Below are 15,374 nucleotides of genomic sequence, written 5' to 3'. Positions count from 1 at the left end.
GCACGTCGATGCCGCCCTTCAGTGGGTGTTGGGCCTGTCGCCTCAGGACGCCCTCCGCAAGGCAGGCTGCCTCGCCGAGGGCTTCTGGCTTCGCGATTTGTTAGAGAACTTCTGGCGACCTACTTAGATGTTGATGCGGGAGCTGACCGTCCTGACGTCCAGGCCCAGGGCCGCGAAGTCCGCGGCATGGGCCCGGAGCAGCTCCAGCAGCCGGGGATGCACGTCCTCCTCTTCGTTGGACAGGATGAAGCCGTAGTTCGTCTTGGACAGCATCCAGGAGATCCACAGCATCTCCGTCGCCTCATCCGGAGGCGGCGCGACGTCCAGGTCCTCTTCCGTGGACAGCGCGCCGCCCTTGCCCCAGCGCAATCCCAGACATGAGTACAGGACCTCGCCCGCGTCCTCCCACTGGAGGTTGTTCGCCCACGCGTGCCGGAACGTCGCGAAGAAGATGACGTAGCGGCACAACTGCTTCAGCGCCTCCATCTCACCGGGCTGGGGCGTGTCCGTCAGCGTCACCGCGCTCACGGCCCTGGGACGGGGCTCCGCGGCCTTCACGTCCAGGTCCATGCGCTCCGAGCGCACGAACCACGGCGCGTCCTTCCCCGGCACCGTCGCGCGCAGATAGCGGCACACGAACGCGGGCGCCGAGTGCGCGACGAGGTCGTCCGAGAACCTGCGCGCCTCCTGCCACTGCGCTTCAATCTCCGCGCCGTGCGCCGCGAAGAACGCGTCGACGTGCTCTCCCAATAGCTTCCAGAACAGCTGGCCCGCATGCGCGTAGCGGTGCCCCGCGCACACCGGCATCGCCGGCGCGAAGCCCTTCCAGTCGTAGCTGCCCAGCAGGTGCTCCAGTCGCTGCTGGATGCCCCCTTCCGTCAACGCGCTGGCCCGGGTGATGTACCCGGTAGGCCCCACCAGGAACCCGTTGGCGGCGTGGTTGATCAGCACCACCTCGCGCAGGTGCGGCATGAGCAGCCAGCGCAAGGGATTGCGCCGCAGGTTGCGGTGCGCGGCGATGGCGTACTGCTCCACGTTGAAGTGGCACTGCCCCAGGTGGTTGCCCAGCTCCACGTCCAGCGTCGTGCTCACCCGCGCCATCCGCTTCGCCGCCTCCCAGGCGGCGCCGTCCGAAGGCGTGTACGTCCGGCGCGTCACCGGTGAGCCGGGCGCCGTCGCACCGGGCTCCCGCATCCCCAGGATGATCCGCTGGGGCATCAGCTTGCCGTCCACCAATCGCAGCCGGAGGTCCACGTCCGGCAGGCAGTGCACGCCGTCCTGCTCATAGGCATTCCATGGCAGGTACAGCCGGAAGGCCTGGTCGTCTCCGGGCACCTCCGGGTCGCGGTCCAGGATGCTGGAGAACATCCCGTTGAGCAGCCGCTCCCCGAACCACGCGTCGCTGCGCGAGGAGCCCGGTGCTTCTCGCTCCATCCGGACCGTCGTCGTCTCCGGGTAGTCCGCTTGAATCCTCGCGAGGCTCGGCGCCTGTCCCAGGCGGATCTGCAGCTGGTGCTGGCGCTTCACCAGCTCGATGGGCGCGACGGCCTTGAGCATCGCCAGCGCGCGCCCGGGCGCATACGCCGTGGGTGGCGTCCCTTCCTCCACCACCAGCAGCCGCGCCAGCGGCGTGGACGGGTCGTATTCCCAGTAGGGCAGCCGCAGCGTCCCGAAGTCGTACTCCAGCCCTGCGTGGTCATCCGGGCCGCGCTCCGAACCGATGCGCCTCCAGGTCTCCACCACGCGGCCGTCCTGGCGGAACGTGTGCTGCGGCTCGAAGAAGCGCAGCTCCAGGTCCGGCAGGTCTCCTTCGCCCGCGTCCGCCGGGTCGTAGCGGATGGCGAATGAACCGTCCGCGGCCGTGAAGCCCTCGCCCAGGAAGTCATCCGGCGTGCCGAAGTCCCGGTCCCACAGCTCCACCTTGAGGTGATGCAAGGGGATGGGCCCCTGGGGTCCGTCCTGCTCGAACATCAACCTGCCGGTGACGACGGCGGGGAGGGTGGATGCATCCCGGAGCGCTCGCGGCGCACGCACCTGCTTGACCAGGTTGCGGCTGACCGCCAGCCGCTCCTTCAATCCCAGCCCCGCGTACCACCGGGCCAGCTCGTCCGCTTCCAGGAGGGGCGGCTCCACGGCCTTCGAAGAGAAACCCAGCGACGTCAGCAGCCGGCGCCACGCGGTCCGCATCAGCGCCGGGCCTCGATCGCAGCGCTGGTCAAGGACGACCCGAGCGAGATCCTGCCGGAACCACCAACCCACAGCGAACGACCCGCAGCGCGCTTCATCGCGCCGGAAGGTACCACCCTCGGGGGGATCCACGATTGGATCCAAAGCCCGCGCCTGCGATCACCTGTCCCCGCGAGCCGGACCTGACGTGCTAGTGGGGAAAGCCATGACTGTCGAATACACGCTGACGATTCGCACGAGCTCGAAGCTCGGCGCCGGAACGAACGCGGCCATCTCCGTCGTGTTGATGGGCACCAAGGGTGAGAGTCCGCCGCACCTGCTGGACAAGCGCTTCCACAACGACTTCGAGGCCGGGGCGGTGGATGCCTATGTCGTCAAGACCGAGGACGTGGGAGACCTGCTGCTCCTGCGCTTCACCAATGCGGGAGGCGGGGTAGGGGGCGACTGGCTGCTGGACTCGGTGATGGTGACCACGCCGGGGAAGCACTGGTTCTTCCCGTACTACCGCTGGGTGCTGGCGAAGACGACCGCGGACGTCCTGGAGGGCACCGCCCGGCTGCCCCAGCACGTCCAGCACGAGCGGGAGCGGGCCGCCCGGAGCGAGCTGCTCCAGGCCCGGCAGCGCATGTATCCGTGGCGCCCCGCGGAGGCGACCGCCGGGCTGCCGGGTGCGCTCGACATCACGGAGGCGCGTCCGCTCCCCAAGGACGAGCTCTACCGGGGACTGGTGGACGGCAGCTACGAGGTCGTCATCGCGAAGACGCTGGCGGCCATCAAGCTGCACATGCCCGTGCTGAGCAAGGCGTGGAACGGCCTCGTCGACATCTTCGACTTCTTCAAGGGCATCGAGCTGCCGGGGCTCGCCCGGCGCTGGCAGGACGACTACGAGTTCGCCCGCCAGGCCGTCCAGGGCATCAGCCCCGTGCACATCCAGTCCATCACCGCGCTGCCCGACGGCATGCCCGTGACGGAGGACGCGGTGAAGGGCCAGCTGTCGCCGGGCATGACGCTTGAGCAGGCGGTGGCGGCCAGACGCGTGTTCCTGCTCGACTTCGAGATCCTGGGCGACGTGCCCATGTTCAAGAAGACGGACAAGGACGGCGTCGAGGAGCGCCGGTGGGCGCCCGCGTCCCGGTGCCTGCTGTACCTGGATGACACCCAGCAACTGCGGCCCATCGCCATCCAGCTGGGCCGCGACCCGGAGCTGGATCCGGTGTTCACGCCCAATGACAGTCCACACGACTGGCTGGCCGCGAAGATCTACCTGCGGTGCAGCGAGGGCAACGCGCACCAGATGGTGGGCCACGCGCTGCGCACCCACTTCGTGGCGGAGCCGTTCGTCATGGCGACGATGCGCAACCTCCCGGATCCGCACCCCGTCTACAAGCTGCTGCGCCGCCACTTCCGCTACACGCTCGCCATCAACGAGGGCGCGCGAAAGGGGCTGCTCGACGCAGGCGGCGTGTTCGACGACATCATCGCCACGGGCGGCCCGGACCAGGGGCACCTGTTCCTGGGCAAGAAGGGGTACAAGGCCTGGACGCTCGCGGACAACAAGCCGCGTCCGGACATCGAGCGCCGTGGCGTGCTGGACCCGGCGGTGCTCCCGCACTACCCGTACCGCGACGACGCGCTGCTCTTGTGGGACGCGCTGGAGGAGTACGTCGGAGGGGTGCTGGGGGCCTTCTACAAGTCCGACGAGGACCTGGTGCGCGACACCGACATGCAGCGCTGGTGGAAGGACCTCACCGAGCACGGCCTGCCGGTGGACAAGCTCCCGTGCGCGGAGCTGAAGCGCGTGGCTGAGCTCACGGACATCCTCGCCACGGTGCTCTTCACGGTGAGCGTGCAGCACGCGGCGGTGAACTACCTCCAGTACGAACACTACGCCTTCGTGCCCAATGCGCCGCTCTGCATGCGCCAGGCGCCGCCGCGCAAGAAGGGCGTCCTGGGGGAGAAGGACATCGAAGCGATGATTCCCTCCAAGACGCAGATGCTCTGGCAGGTGGCGGTGGGGCGCGCGCTGTCCAGCTTCGGGGACGACGAGGAGTACCTGCTCCACGAGGGTGGCTGGCGCGAGGACTACTTCCAGGAGCCGGAGCTCATCGCCATCCGCGACCGCTTCCACGCCCGCCTGCGCGCGCAGAGCGAAGCCGTGAAGGCGCGCAACGCGAAGAGCGCGGTGCCCTACACCGTCCTGCAGGCCGACCGCATCCCCTGCGGCATCACCGTCTAGCGCCGTCCGGAGACACTGCCCGTGCCCAACGCCCTCTCTCGCGGCATCTTCAAACTGTTCTTCGGCGCGAAGCGAAAGCCCTTCGCGTCATTGCCCGGTCCCCAGCCGGGGATCCTCGGCACTGCCGGAGACTTCCTGGGGGCTTCGCCCTGGGACGTCTGTGCCCGCTATGGCCGCGAGTACGGCGGCGTCACGCTCATCTGGATGGGACCCAATCCCGGACTGGTGCTCAACGACCCGGCGCTCATCGCGGAGGTCTACGAGTCCCCGCGCCGGATGGAGTTCGAGAAGGGGAACATCAGCGAGCAGATCCGCCCGTCCACGACGGACGACACGGCCTTCACGGCGGAGCTGCGCGGGGACTGGGTCCAGAAGCGAGCGCTGGAACCCTCCGCGCAGTCCTGGGCCCCGGAGGCGCTGGCGGACCTGGTGGGGCCCATGCAGGCGGCCATCTCCGAGTCCGTGGACGCGCTGCTGAAGAAGGACCGCATCGACTTCGCGCCCGCGCTGCGCCGCCTGACGTTCGACGCGTTCTCGGTGGCGCAGGTAGGAGAGAAGCTGACGGATCAGGTGTTCGAGGACTTCATGCTGCTCGCGAGGGCGGCGGACGCGCGCATCCAGTCGAAGCTGCCGCTGAAGTTCGTGAAGCCGCCCAAGGACTTCGAGGCGGTGAAGGCGCGCTTCTACGGGCACTTCGTGGACCGGATCCGCGAGGCCCGGAAGCGGCAGGACCCGCGCGCCGTGGACCTCATGTCCCGCTACCTGCGGGAGACACCGGGCATTGATGACCAGGTGTTGGCGCACATGCTGGGGGGCACGTATTTCGGAGGCGCGTTCTCCTCCAGCGTCACGCTGGTGGGGGCGTTCCATCAGCTCAACAAGTACCCCGACGCTGACGCGCGCCTCGCCTCAGAGGCGGCTTCGCTGGTGGCGGACGGACCGCTGACGTCCCAGAAGCTGGAGGCCGCGAAGTGGGCGGAGGCCGTGGCGTACGAGGCGCTGCGTATCCTGCCGGCGGTCCGGGTGATGACGCGCACGCCGTCGAAGGACGCGCAGCTGGCCGGGGTCACGTTGCCGGCGGGTTCGATGATCATGATCTCGAACCAGCACCTGCACCGCGACCCGAAGCACTGGGAGGACCCGGACACGTTCAAGCCGGAGCGCTGGTTGGATGGGGGCATCGCAAGGGACCCGCTGGGGAGCGGCTACTTCTTCCCCTTCGGCCGAGGCCCGCGCGCATGCGTGGGCGCGGACTTCGCGATGGTATTCCTGAAGACGGCGCTCGCGACGATTGCCTCCCGCGTGAAAGTGCAGCTCGACTCGACGGAGCCCTTCGAGGAAGGCTTCTTCTTCGGCGTGGTGCTGCCCAAGGGCGTCACCGGGAAGCTCGTCGAGCGGGCCGCCCCAGCACTCCAGGGCGTGCGAGCGCGGAGCGCCTGAACCGTAATGCTTGTTCATGACCAGCAGCTGGCGCTGTGTGCCAGGTACAAGACTGCCTTCGTCGACGCTCCCGACCCTCTGAAGGTCGGCCTTGCGACCCAGACGCTCACGGGGCGGATGCCTCTCAACGGACTGAGGCATCCGCCCGAGGGCGACACCACGGGCTGGTATCTCTGGGCCGGGAAGGATTTCGCCCTGGACGCTGACGCTGACTTCTTCAAGCCCATCCATGTGGCCCACCTGGCCGAGATGTGTCCCGAGGTGCTGCGCTACCTCGGGCTCCCACCGGGCTGGAGGTTCCTGGTCGCCGGCAACTATGAGGACGTCTGGTTCGACCCCAAGCTGCTGGATGTGTAGCGATTGAGCGGGTGGCTACTGGTTCGCGAGCTCGTACGGCCTGAGTGACACCACCGCGTTGCCGCGTGCTCCGCTGTAGTTGGTGTACGGGTGGTTCTTCTCCAGGGTGTAGAACGAATCGACGTAGTCGTCGTCGTTGGTGAACCATTCACCCGGCATGCGATCCACCAGTCCGCTGCCCAGCGCCACCAGGGCGCCGATCTGCGGCTGACCCATGGCGGTCAGGATCTGGCTCGCGACATTGAACAGGTAGCTCACCAGCTCCTGGTAGCTGGTGTTGTCGTCGTGCTCCATGAGGATGACGTTCGCCGCCGCCCAGCGGTAACGCTCCCAGAAGATCAGGACCTGGTTCGGGGTGTAGACCCTCCCGTCCGTGTCCAGATAGGGCATGTCGACGATGTCCAACTGCGGCGCGTCACGGCTGGGGTCGACACCATTGACGATGGCATAGACCTCCGCGTTACCGGAGATCCACGGCTCCTGGTCGTCGTTCAGGTAGATGCGGTCAAGGATGGTCACCGGCGTGCTGGTCGCCGCGGCGGCCGTGTCCAGGACGGGCAGGGGACGCTGCCCGAGTGCCACGAGCTGCTCGCGCATCAGCTTGATGCCGGCAGCCAGGTCTCTGCGCGCGTCGATGTCCACCACGAGCACCGGCTGAGCCGGCATGCGGTGCACGTCGAGGCGGTGCACGCGGCCAAGGCCGTCGAAGGCCTCGATGAATTGCCACTGGGAGTCATCGCCATCCGGTTCGTACGCGTAGAGGGGTTCAACCCCCTGCTGCAATGCCGCCAGCATGGACGCGCTGGCCAGACGCAGCTGCAGCAGGCTGTCGAGCTCACGCTCGATGCCCTTGAGCCGACGGATGTTCAGGTCCGCTCGCTCCGCCAGGCCCGTGACGGAAGGCGGGGCCGAAACGGTGCTCAGCCACTGCTTCAAATCCACGGCGGGGTGCTCGCCGCTCAAGCGGGAAGCGAGAGCCTTTCGCAGCACCGTGTCCTGCTTCGCCAGGGCCAGCGCCACCTCGCGCTTGTCGGCGGCCAGCGACACGCTGATGCGCTCGCGCAGCGCCGCTGGCTTCATGGCGGCGGCTCGAGCCTGGGGGGCTGCGTTCATGCAAATGAACAGCGCGATGACCATCCCTATCCGTTTCATTGGATTCTCCGATGGGTGAGCGAGGGGACCGCGACAGCAGCCGCAGGTGCACGGCAACGCTGTCCCGGCCATTATCCATCACAGCCTGCCTTCCCGGATACAGTGGGAAATCCGGATTGCGGCGGCTGGCTCACTTCATCAGCGCGACATGGAGGGACGAGAGGGAGCGGGCTCCCTCTCGTCCCCCGGGCCTCAACGGCTACGGGCTGAACATGCCCGTGAGCACGCTGGCGCGGCCCCGAGGCAGCGCGCGCTTGAACGGGCTCGTCGCCAGGTCAGAGCCGGGCTGGTACCAGCTCTGGATTTCCGCGAAGTAGGTCTGGCCCGCCTGCAGCACGCCCGGGGGCAGGTACACGCTCTGCAGATCCGTGTGCAGCGACGTCACGCGGGTCACGGTGGTTTGACCGTTGTTCGTGCCCAGCCGGTAGATGTTCACCACGTAGTTCGTGGCCGTGCCGACCAGCGGCTTCGACCAGCGCAGCGAGGCGTCCAGCCCCACGCCCGTGAGGTTCTGGAACGCGCCGCGCGTGTTCACCAGGGGCGCCTGCACCGGCCCGACGAGCGGCTGCACGGGCGCGGCGGTGAACACGCTCGCGTCCTGGTCCACGCGGATGTCGACGCTCATCGTGTAGGGCGCTGCGGTTCCCAGCGCGTAGCTCTTCGTGAAGCCCGCGGCTGCGAGCGCCACCTTCGGCCACGTCGCCGGGAGCGGGTTGTTGTACGTCATGCTCCCCGTGACGAGGTCGGTCTTCTGCGCGTCAGGATTGAGCTTCACGAGCAGGGGTTGCCCGCTGATGGACGCGACCGCCGAGCTCAGCGCGGCCGGCCGGGCGGACATCCAGATCTCGCTGTACGTGCTGACCGCGTCCGGGTTCACCTGGGTGCGCATCGCTTCGAAGGCCGAGCGCCTCCAGTCCACCGAGAAGGTGCCGGTCGCCGCGGGCTGGGTGAAGGTCCCGCTGACAGTGACGGGCTGGCCCTCCACCTGCGTCACGCTCGCGTCGAGCACCTTGTGCATCGCACGGTAGGGCACTCCATTCGCGGTCGTCTTCCACCGCATCTGCACCAGCGAGAGCACATCCCCGAGGCTGCTGTCGAGCAGCACCGGGTTGAGCATGTCGGCGTAATTGAAGCTCATCCCGGAGAGCGAGGTGGCGCCCGCCAGGGGGAACCCCGTGACGCCGGTGTTGACGTAGCCGAACGCGCCCGCGTTCAACGAATACACCTCCAGGTAGTCCCCCGACTGCCAGGGAGACAGCCCGGTGGCGGACACCGTCACGGGGGTGGGCAGCGAGACGAAGGTGCCATCGCGGCCCCACTCCGTGGAGCCCAGGTCGAACGTGCGGCCGGTGCTCACCAGGTAGCGCGAGCCCAGCTTCAGGTAGATGCGGCCGGAAGGCACGTTCGGCACGGAGATGGTGCCGTCCGCGGCGCCCGTGCCCGGATAGGCCGTGAACGCCCCGGTCGTGGAATCCCGCGTGTATGCCACCACCGGCGTGAAGGACTGGTTGTAGGGCTTCGTCTCGTTGCCTGACATGGCGACGAAGGTGACCGGACTGGTCCCGGTGACCTGGGTGATCACCCCCTGGGTGACCTGGGAGGTCGCGTCCGCCGACATCGAGGAATCCACCGCCTCGGCCTCATCGAGACCCGCGCAGCCGACCCCGGTCATGCCGACCAGAATCCCCAGGGAAATCAATGGCATCTTCATTGTGAAGGCGACCCTTTCGGCGACGCCCGGAATGGCGTCGCGCAGGGAGATTCATACCGGGTCGGTCTGACATTTTTGGGAGCGCTTCGACGCCCGTTTTCCATCGGAGCGTGAATGTAAAACGGGCTGATCAGGCCGCGTCGTGGAAGATGATCCCCGCCGTGTGCCGCTGCCCGGAGCGCACGCGGCTGACACCGTGCCGCAGGTTGACGCGATACGTGCCCCGCGTGCCCTGGACGGGGCGGTGGTGCACCGCGAAGACGACCGCGTCTCCCTGGCGCAGGGGAACGACCTCCGCCCGGGACTGCATCCGGGGACGCTGCTCCGTCAGCACGAACTCGCCGCCCGTGAAGTCCCTTCCGGGTTCGGAGAGGAGGATGGCCACCTGGAGCGGGAAGACGTGTTCCCCGTACAGGTCCTGGTGCAAGCAGTTGTAGTCGTCCATGCCGTAACGCAGGAGTAGGGGCGTGGGCCGCACCTGACCGGATTCATGGCAGCGCGCGAGAAAGTCCGCGTGCGTGTCCGGATACCGCACGTCGATGCCCATCGCCGTGTTCCAGCGGTTCGCGATGGGCACCAGGCGCGGGTACAGCGTCGTGCGCAGCTTCGTCACGATCTCCGGCAGCGGATGGTCGAAGTATTTGTATTCACCCCGTCCAAACCCATGCCGCGCCATCACCACGCGGCTTCGGAAGGCGTCATCCAGGTCGTAGAGCAGCGCCAATGCCTCGCACTCATCGGGCGTAAGCAACTGCTCCAGGACCGCGCACCCCCGGGCATCCAGCTCCCGGCCCGTTTCTTCCCAGTTCACCGCTGCGCCTCGCGCTCCAGCAGCGCGCGCTTGCGCTCCACGCCCCAGCGATAACCCGACAGCGCGCCGTCATTTCGCACCACGCGATGACACGGAATCACCACCGCCAGCGCGTTCGCGCCGCACGCCTGCGCCACGGCCCGCACGGACTTCGGTGAGCCAATCCGCTCGGCGATGTCCGTGTAGCTCGCCGTCTTCCCCGCGGGGATCTCCCTCAACGCCTGCCACACGCGCTGCTGGAACGCCGTGCCCCTCACGTCCAGTGGCAAATCCAGCCCCACTCGCGGCGCCTCCACGAAGCCCACGACCTTCGCCACCAGCTGTTCGAACGCGGCATCCCCACCCACCAGCGTCGCCTGCGGGAAGCGGTCCTGGAGGTCCCTCGTCAGCGCGTCCGGATCATCCCCCATCAGGATCGCGCATACTCCGCGGTCGCTCGTGGCTACCAGGATGGGACCCAACGAGCACTCCGCGACCGCGAAGCGGATCTCCGTGTTCGCGCCACCGGCGCGGAAGTTCGTCGGCGTCATGCCCAGGACCTGGCTGGAGGTTTCGTAGAAGCGGCCACTGGAGTTGAACCCGGCGTCGTAGATGGCCTCGGTGACGGAGGCGCGCTTCGTCAGGCCCTCGCGGATCCGCTCCGCCCGCTGCGCCGCCGCGTACCCCTTCGGCGTCAGCCCCGTCACCGCCTTGAACACGCGGTGCAGGTGGTACGGCGACAGCCCCGCGCGCTCCGCCAGCTGCTCCAGGCTCGGTGGCTCCTCGGAGGCCTGGATGAAGCGGCACAGCTCGGCCACCCGGTCCGCGTGCTTCACGGCGAGCGAGGGCTCCCCTGGCTTGCACCGCTTGCATGCCCGGAACCCCGCCTGCTCCGCCGCCGCCACCGTCGCGTGGAAGCCCACGTTCTCCGGCCGGGGCGTCCTCGCTCCACACGACGGCCGGCAGTACACGCCCGTCGTCCGCACGGAATAGAAGAAGCGCCCATCCGCCGCCGCATCCCGGGCGACGACCGCCGCCCAGCGCGGATCTCCCTCCGTCGCCGCCGCCAGTGCCTCCGTCTTCGTCGCCACGCTCCGCCTCCTGTCGATGACCACGAGGGGAAACCTAACTCCCGGTGCACAGGCCAGCACTCCGCGCCTTGCTGTCGAATTCAGCCCCTCATGGAACAGGGCGTCATGGCGTGAAGCGCGCGCCATGTGCGCGCAATGCATGCCAGCACGCCCGCGTACGACGTGACAGGATGCCGCACCCATTTCCTCCTTCCCATGAGCAAGCCATGTCCCACCTGCGTCTGATGTGGAAGCGCTCCCGGCTGTTCTGGCCCACGCTGGCCGCCTGCGCCTCGGCGTCCGCCTGGGCCGCCCCCGCGCCCGTCTCCGTCCCCAACGCCGGCTTTGAAGCCGCCGCCGCCACCGGCCTCCCTCAGGGATGGACGGCCTCCGGCCAGGGCAAGGTGTCCGCCCGCACCGACGCGAAGTCGGAGGGCAGCCGCAGCCTCGTCATCGAAAGCCCCCAGGGCGGCGCGGAGACCACCGTCGTCTCCGAGCCCGTGAAGCTCCAGGTGGGCCGCCTCTACCGGCTCTCCGCCTGGGTGCGCACGAAGGGCGTGCAGGCCGACGCCCAGGCCCGCTACCCCACGGCGCTGGGCGCGTGTCTGTCCATGCAGAGCTTCCCCTTCACCAACTGCTCGCCGCCGCAGGGCGCGGACCAGAGCGGCCGGGTGCAGGTGATGTTCTTCGCCACCTCGTCCACGGACCGCGTGCGCGCGCACCTGGGCCACAACGGCAAGGCCACCGGCACCGCGTGGTTCGACGACGTGAAGCTCGAAGAGGTGGATGACGTCACCCAGTACATCCCCATGGAGAGCGTGCGCTGGGCCGGCAAGGGCTTCCGCTACGACGACGGCGGCTGGGTGTACGTGCACATCGAGGGCGAGCCCTACGAGCGCGGCCGCCAGTACGGCGAGCTCGTGTCCCAGGAGATCGTCCGCTACATCGAGAAGCTGGGCATCCAGAAGGACAAGGCGGACGCCGCGAAGGGCTGGGCCCAGGTGCGCCTGCTCGCGGACTCGCTGTTCCTGCGCCGCTTCGACGCCGAATACCTGGAGGAGATGAAGGGCATCGCCGACGGCGCCAACGTGGGCGGCGCGAAGTTCAAGGGCCCGGATGGTAAGGAGCGCGACCTGGACGTGCTCGACGTCGTCGCCATCAACTCCGCCGTGGACCTGGGCCAGCTGGAGGACGCCAACCGCGTGACGGCCTCTCCGCTCTCCGGCCGCACCTTCCTCAAGGGCGAGGACGAGAACGGCCGGGCGGGGGAGGGCGACCACTGCTCGTCCTTCGTGGCCACGAAGTCCGCGACGAAGGACGGCCGCGTCGTCATGGGGCAGATCTTCATGTGGAACGGCTACACCGGCGTCCACTGGGACGTGGTGCTGGATGTGCAGCCCACCAAGGGCCACCGCTTCGTGATGCAGACGTTCCCGGGCGGCATCCACAGCGGCTCCGACTGGATGCTCAACGACGCGGGCATCGTCATCGGTGAGACGACCGTGGGCCAGACGCCCTTCAACATCGACGGCACCCCGCAGAGCAACCGCATCCGCAAGGCCGTGCAGTACGCCAACTCCATCGACGACGTGGAGCGCATCCTCAAGGACCGCAACAACGGCCTCTACACCAACGACTGGACGCTCGCGGACACCAAGACGGACGAGGGCGCGTGCCTCCTCCTGGGCACCGCGAAGACGCGCCTGTGGCGCACCGGCAGCAAGGGCAAGGCCTCCGACACGCCCGGAAACCTCAAGGACTTCATCTGGGCCAACAACAACAACCGCGACCCGGAGGTCCGCAAGGAGTCCGTGCCCAACGCGAGCAACGCCCCGGTGGACCTGGCCTTCAACACCTGGAACCGCGACATCGCCTTCCAGGAGTACTACGCGAAGTACGGCAAGGGCGGCTTCGACGTGGACAGCGCCACGCGGATGATGGCCTCCAGCCCCATCAACCGCCCCCACGCGTGTGACGGCAAGGTCACCACGTCGGAGATGGCGGAGAAGCTGATGTTCCTGGCCCACTACGGCAAGACAACGCTGCGCGAGAAGATGGTGGGCAGCCGCTGGATTCCGGACCTGCCCGGCGCCACGCCGCACCTGTCCCTGGGCTACACCGCCTTCAGCCCCATCTACGTCGCGGATCAGCTCAAGGCCGCCAAGGCGAAGCAGAAGCCGGAGCCCAAGGCGGACAAGCCCAAGCGCGACTTCGCCCGCGTGAAGGACGCGCTGTCCTTCGACGAGAAGAAGCTCTGGGCCAACACGGTGTTCCCCGCCACGGACGCGGACAACTGGTTCGGCAGCGGGTCCGCCGCGTACTGGACCCAGCTCAAGGGCCTGCCGGAAGGGGATGACCTGTCCAAGGCCTTCGACGGCCAGCGCGACGCGCTCGCGGACCTCAACGCCCGCTACCTGTACGTCACGGCCCGCGAGGGCGACGTGGTGCCCGCCGCGGCGCGCACGGACTACGGCCGTTATGGCCAGTACGCGGTGCCGCGCATCAAGGGCACGTACCTCTTGCACCAGCTGCGGCTCATCCTGGGCAACGCGAAGTTCGCCAAGGTGATGGGCGCGGTGCACACGAAGTTCGCCAACAAGAAGCTCACCACCCAGGACTTCATCCGCACGGCGTCGGAGGCCGCGGGCCAGGACGTGGGGCCGCTGGTGAAGCAGTGGGTGGAGCGCGGGGGCCTGCCCGCGCCGCGCCTCACCTCCAGCGCGCGCAAGGCGAAGGAGGGCTACGAGGTGACGCTGAAGGTGGACCAGTCCGGCACGCCCTGGCGCTTCGCCACGCTGGTGGAGGTGCAGACGGACAAGGGCGCCGTGCTGGAGCGCGTGGAGGTGAAGGGGGCAAGCGACACCTTCACCGTGAAGGTCGCGGACCGGCCCGTGCGCGTGGTGTTCAACGTGGGCAACGACATCCCCGTGGCCCGCGAGCGCTACCAGACCCTGGCCAACACGCTGGATGACTGGGAGAAGCTGCTCTTCGTCTATGGCTCCGCGCGCCAGGTGGAGTCCATGCGCACGCTGGCGACGAACTACCGCGAGCAGCTGGCGGACGCGTCTCCGGAGCGCCTGGCTCCGCTCAAGCCGGACGCGGAGGTGACGGACGCGGAGCTGGCGGACCGCGACCTGGTCGTCTTCGGTGGCCTGGAGGACAACGGGCTCATGGCGCGCCTGGCGGCGGAGAAGAAGCTTCCGGTGGAGCTGGGCCGGCGCTTCTTCCGCTGGCAGGGCAAGACGTACGGCCGCGCGGATGACGGCCTGGCCCTGGCGCTGCCCAACCCCTGGAACCCGAAGCGGACGATGTACCTCTTCGTCGCCAACAGCGGCCTGGAGCTGTGGCACATGACGCGCTCGTTCCAGCGCGGCCTCCAGAGCTGGGCCCTGTTCCGCGCGGGCGAGGTCAGCGGCAAGGGCTTCCACGCGACCGAAGGCCTCACGCAGGAGCTGTCCGTGGAGCTGCCCGCCCCCAAGCTGGGCATGCTCACCCCGTAACGCGCGCGACATGGCCCCCGTCACGCTCTACAAGACGAGCGACCTGGTGAAGAAGGCCTCCTCGCAGGCCCTCTTCCCCTGGGTCGTGCCCGGGACCGCACTTCCCACGTCCCGGCAGCAGTCGCTGGTGGGGCTCAAGCGGTTGATGAAGGGCCGTGGGTTGGATCCCCACGGCCTGGAGGCCACCGTCTACGACACCCAGAGCTGCGTGGTCAGCGGCACGCTGCTGGAGGCGAGCGGCATCGACGCGGACGCGCTGCCCATCTTCGAGCCCGGCAATCCGAACTTCTACAACGGGGACGAGAACCTGCTGGCGCTGGTGATGGGTCAGCCTCCCGTCGCGCAGTCCTTCAACCTCTATTACCTGCACTGGGGCTTCGACAGCACCCACTGCGTGCGCCTGGGCTCGCACGCGAACTACTTCATCACCGCGGCGCTCCAGGGGTGCTCCATCTTCGTCACCGGAGACCCCGCGTCGCCGACCGTGTACCACCTGAACGCGAGCTCGGAGACCGTCAACGGCGGCACCGACGATCAGGTGACGCAGGCCAAGGTGCAGGCGATGCGCTCGCGCTTCAACGCGGCCCGGAAGGTCATGGGCGGAAGCGAGACGTCCTCCGCCTCCGCCGCGATGACGGACTACATGCCCGGCATGCTGAACGCCGCCGGCACTGCCCAGATGGAACAGGAGCGCGGCGTCTCCGGCGCGTCCTGGTACCACCTGCGGACCCACGCCTACCGCTCGTTCTGGAAGGTGCAGGAGGACGAACTCCTCCAGTTCGGCACCGTGTTTGGCGTGCGGGAGAGCGGGCGCTGGTCCTTCTACTTCCAGCGCCGGACGCGCCACGCCTACAGCTACAAGACGTGGAAGTCCGGCCGCGCGAACCACTCCTCGTGGGACGTGCGCTGCGAACGGTTCTGGCCCGCCTGA

10 protein-coding genes are annotated in these 15,374 nt (G+C 68.3%); 5 read left to right on the top strand and 5 right to left on the bottom strand.

What is annotated here, in order from left to right:
* Nucleotides 1-123: 123 nt before the first annotated feature.
* Nucleotides 124-2,187, bottom strand: a complete 2,064-nt coding sequence (locus D7X96_RS28425) for a lipoxygenase family protein (protein WP_121771192.1) — start codon at nucleotides 2,185-2,187, stop codon at nucleotides 124-126.
* Nucleotides 2,188-2,392: 205 nt separating this feature from the next.
* On the opposite strand from D7X96_RS28425, the gene D7X96_RS28420 reads away from it, so the two are divergent.
* From D7X96_RS28420 to D7X96_RS28410, 3 genes are read left to right on the top strand one after another with little or no spacing between them, the layout of a single operon-like run.
* On the top strand, nucleotides 2,393-4,423 hold the full coding sequence (locus D7X96_RS28420; protein WP_121771191.1) for a lipoxygenase family protein: 2,031 nt from the start codon (nucleotides 2,393-2,395) through the stop codon (nucleotides 4,421-4,423).
* 21 nt (nucleotides 4,424-4,444) lie between these two features.
* A complete protein-coding gene (locus tag D7X96_RS28415; protein ID WP_121771190.1) occupies nucleotides 4,445-5,863 on the top strand; it encodes a cytochrome P450 in 1,419 nt (472 codons plus the stop codon).
* A 6-nt stretch (nucleotides 5,864-5,869) separates the two neighbouring features.
* On the top strand, nucleotides 5,870-6,220 hold the full coding sequence (locus D7X96_RS28410) for an immunity protein Imm33 domain-containing protein (RefSeq protein WP_121771189.1): 351 nt from the start codon (nucleotides 5,870-5,872) through the stop codon (nucleotides 6,218-6,220).
* A gap of 15 nt (nucleotides 6,221-6,235) precedes the next feature.
* On the opposite strand, the gene D7X96_RS28405 is transcribed toward D7X96_RS28410, so the two are convergent.
* The 4 genes from D7X96_RS28405 to ada form a co-directional block, all read right to left on the bottom strand.
* Entirely contained in the window at nucleotides 6,236-7,300 is a 1,065-nt protein-coding gene (locus D7X96_RS28405; RefSeq protein WP_244219755.1) for a DUF3103 domain-containing protein, read from the bottom strand.
* A 271-nt stretch (nucleotides 7,301-7,571) separates the two neighbouring features.
* The gene (locus D7X96_RS28400; protein ID WP_121771187.1) at nucleotides 7,572-9,083 is read right to left on the bottom strand and encodes an ABC transporter substrate-binding protein; all 1,512 of its coding nucleotides are present in this window, start codon (nucleotides 9,081-9,083) and stop codon (nucleotides 7,572-7,574) included.
* A 130-nt stretch (nucleotides 9,084-9,213) separates the two neighbouring features.
* Nucleotides 9,214-9,894, bottom strand: a complete 681-nt coding sequence (locus tag D7X96_RS28395) for a 2OG-Fe(II) oxygenase (protein WP_208647389.1) — start codon at nucleotides 9,892-9,894, stop codon at nucleotides 9,214-9,216.
* A complete protein-coding gene (gene ada / locus D7X96_RS28390; RefSeq protein ID WP_121723992.1) occupies nucleotides 9,891-10,964 on the bottom strand; it encodes a bifunctional DNA-binding transcriptional regulator/O6-methylguanine-DNA methyltransferase Ada in 1,074 nt (357 codons plus the stop codon). Before ada ends, D7X96_RS28395 begins: the two co-directional genes overlap by 4 nt.
* A gap of 206 nt (nucleotides 10,965-11,170) precedes the next feature.
* On the opposite strand from ada, the gene D7X96_RS28385 reads away from it, so the two are divergent.
* Together D7X96_RS28385 and D7X96_RS28380 are read left to right on the top strand one after the other, a co-directional pair.
* On the top strand, nucleotides 11,171-14,443 hold the full coding sequence (locus tag D7X96_RS28385) for a C45 family autoproteolytic acyltransferase/hydrolase (protein WP_121771185.1): 3,273 nt from the start codon (nucleotides 11,171-11,173) through the stop codon (nucleotides 14,441-14,443).
* 10 nt (nucleotides 14,444-14,453) lie between these two features.
* Nucleotides 14,454-15,374, top strand: coding sequence for a hypothetical protein (locus tag D7X96_RS28380; protein ID WP_121771184.1), 921 nt, complete (start codon nucleotides 14,454-14,456; stop codon nucleotides 15,372-15,374).

Source organism: Corallococcus interemptor (genome assembly GCF_003668875.1).
Classification (GTDB): Bacteria; Myxococcota; Myxococcia; order Myxococcales; family Myxococcaceae; genus Corallococcus; species Corallococcus interemptor.
The sequence above is the reverse complement of the archived record's forward strand: the minus strand, read 5'-3'. Positions and strand labels throughout refer to the sequence as shown.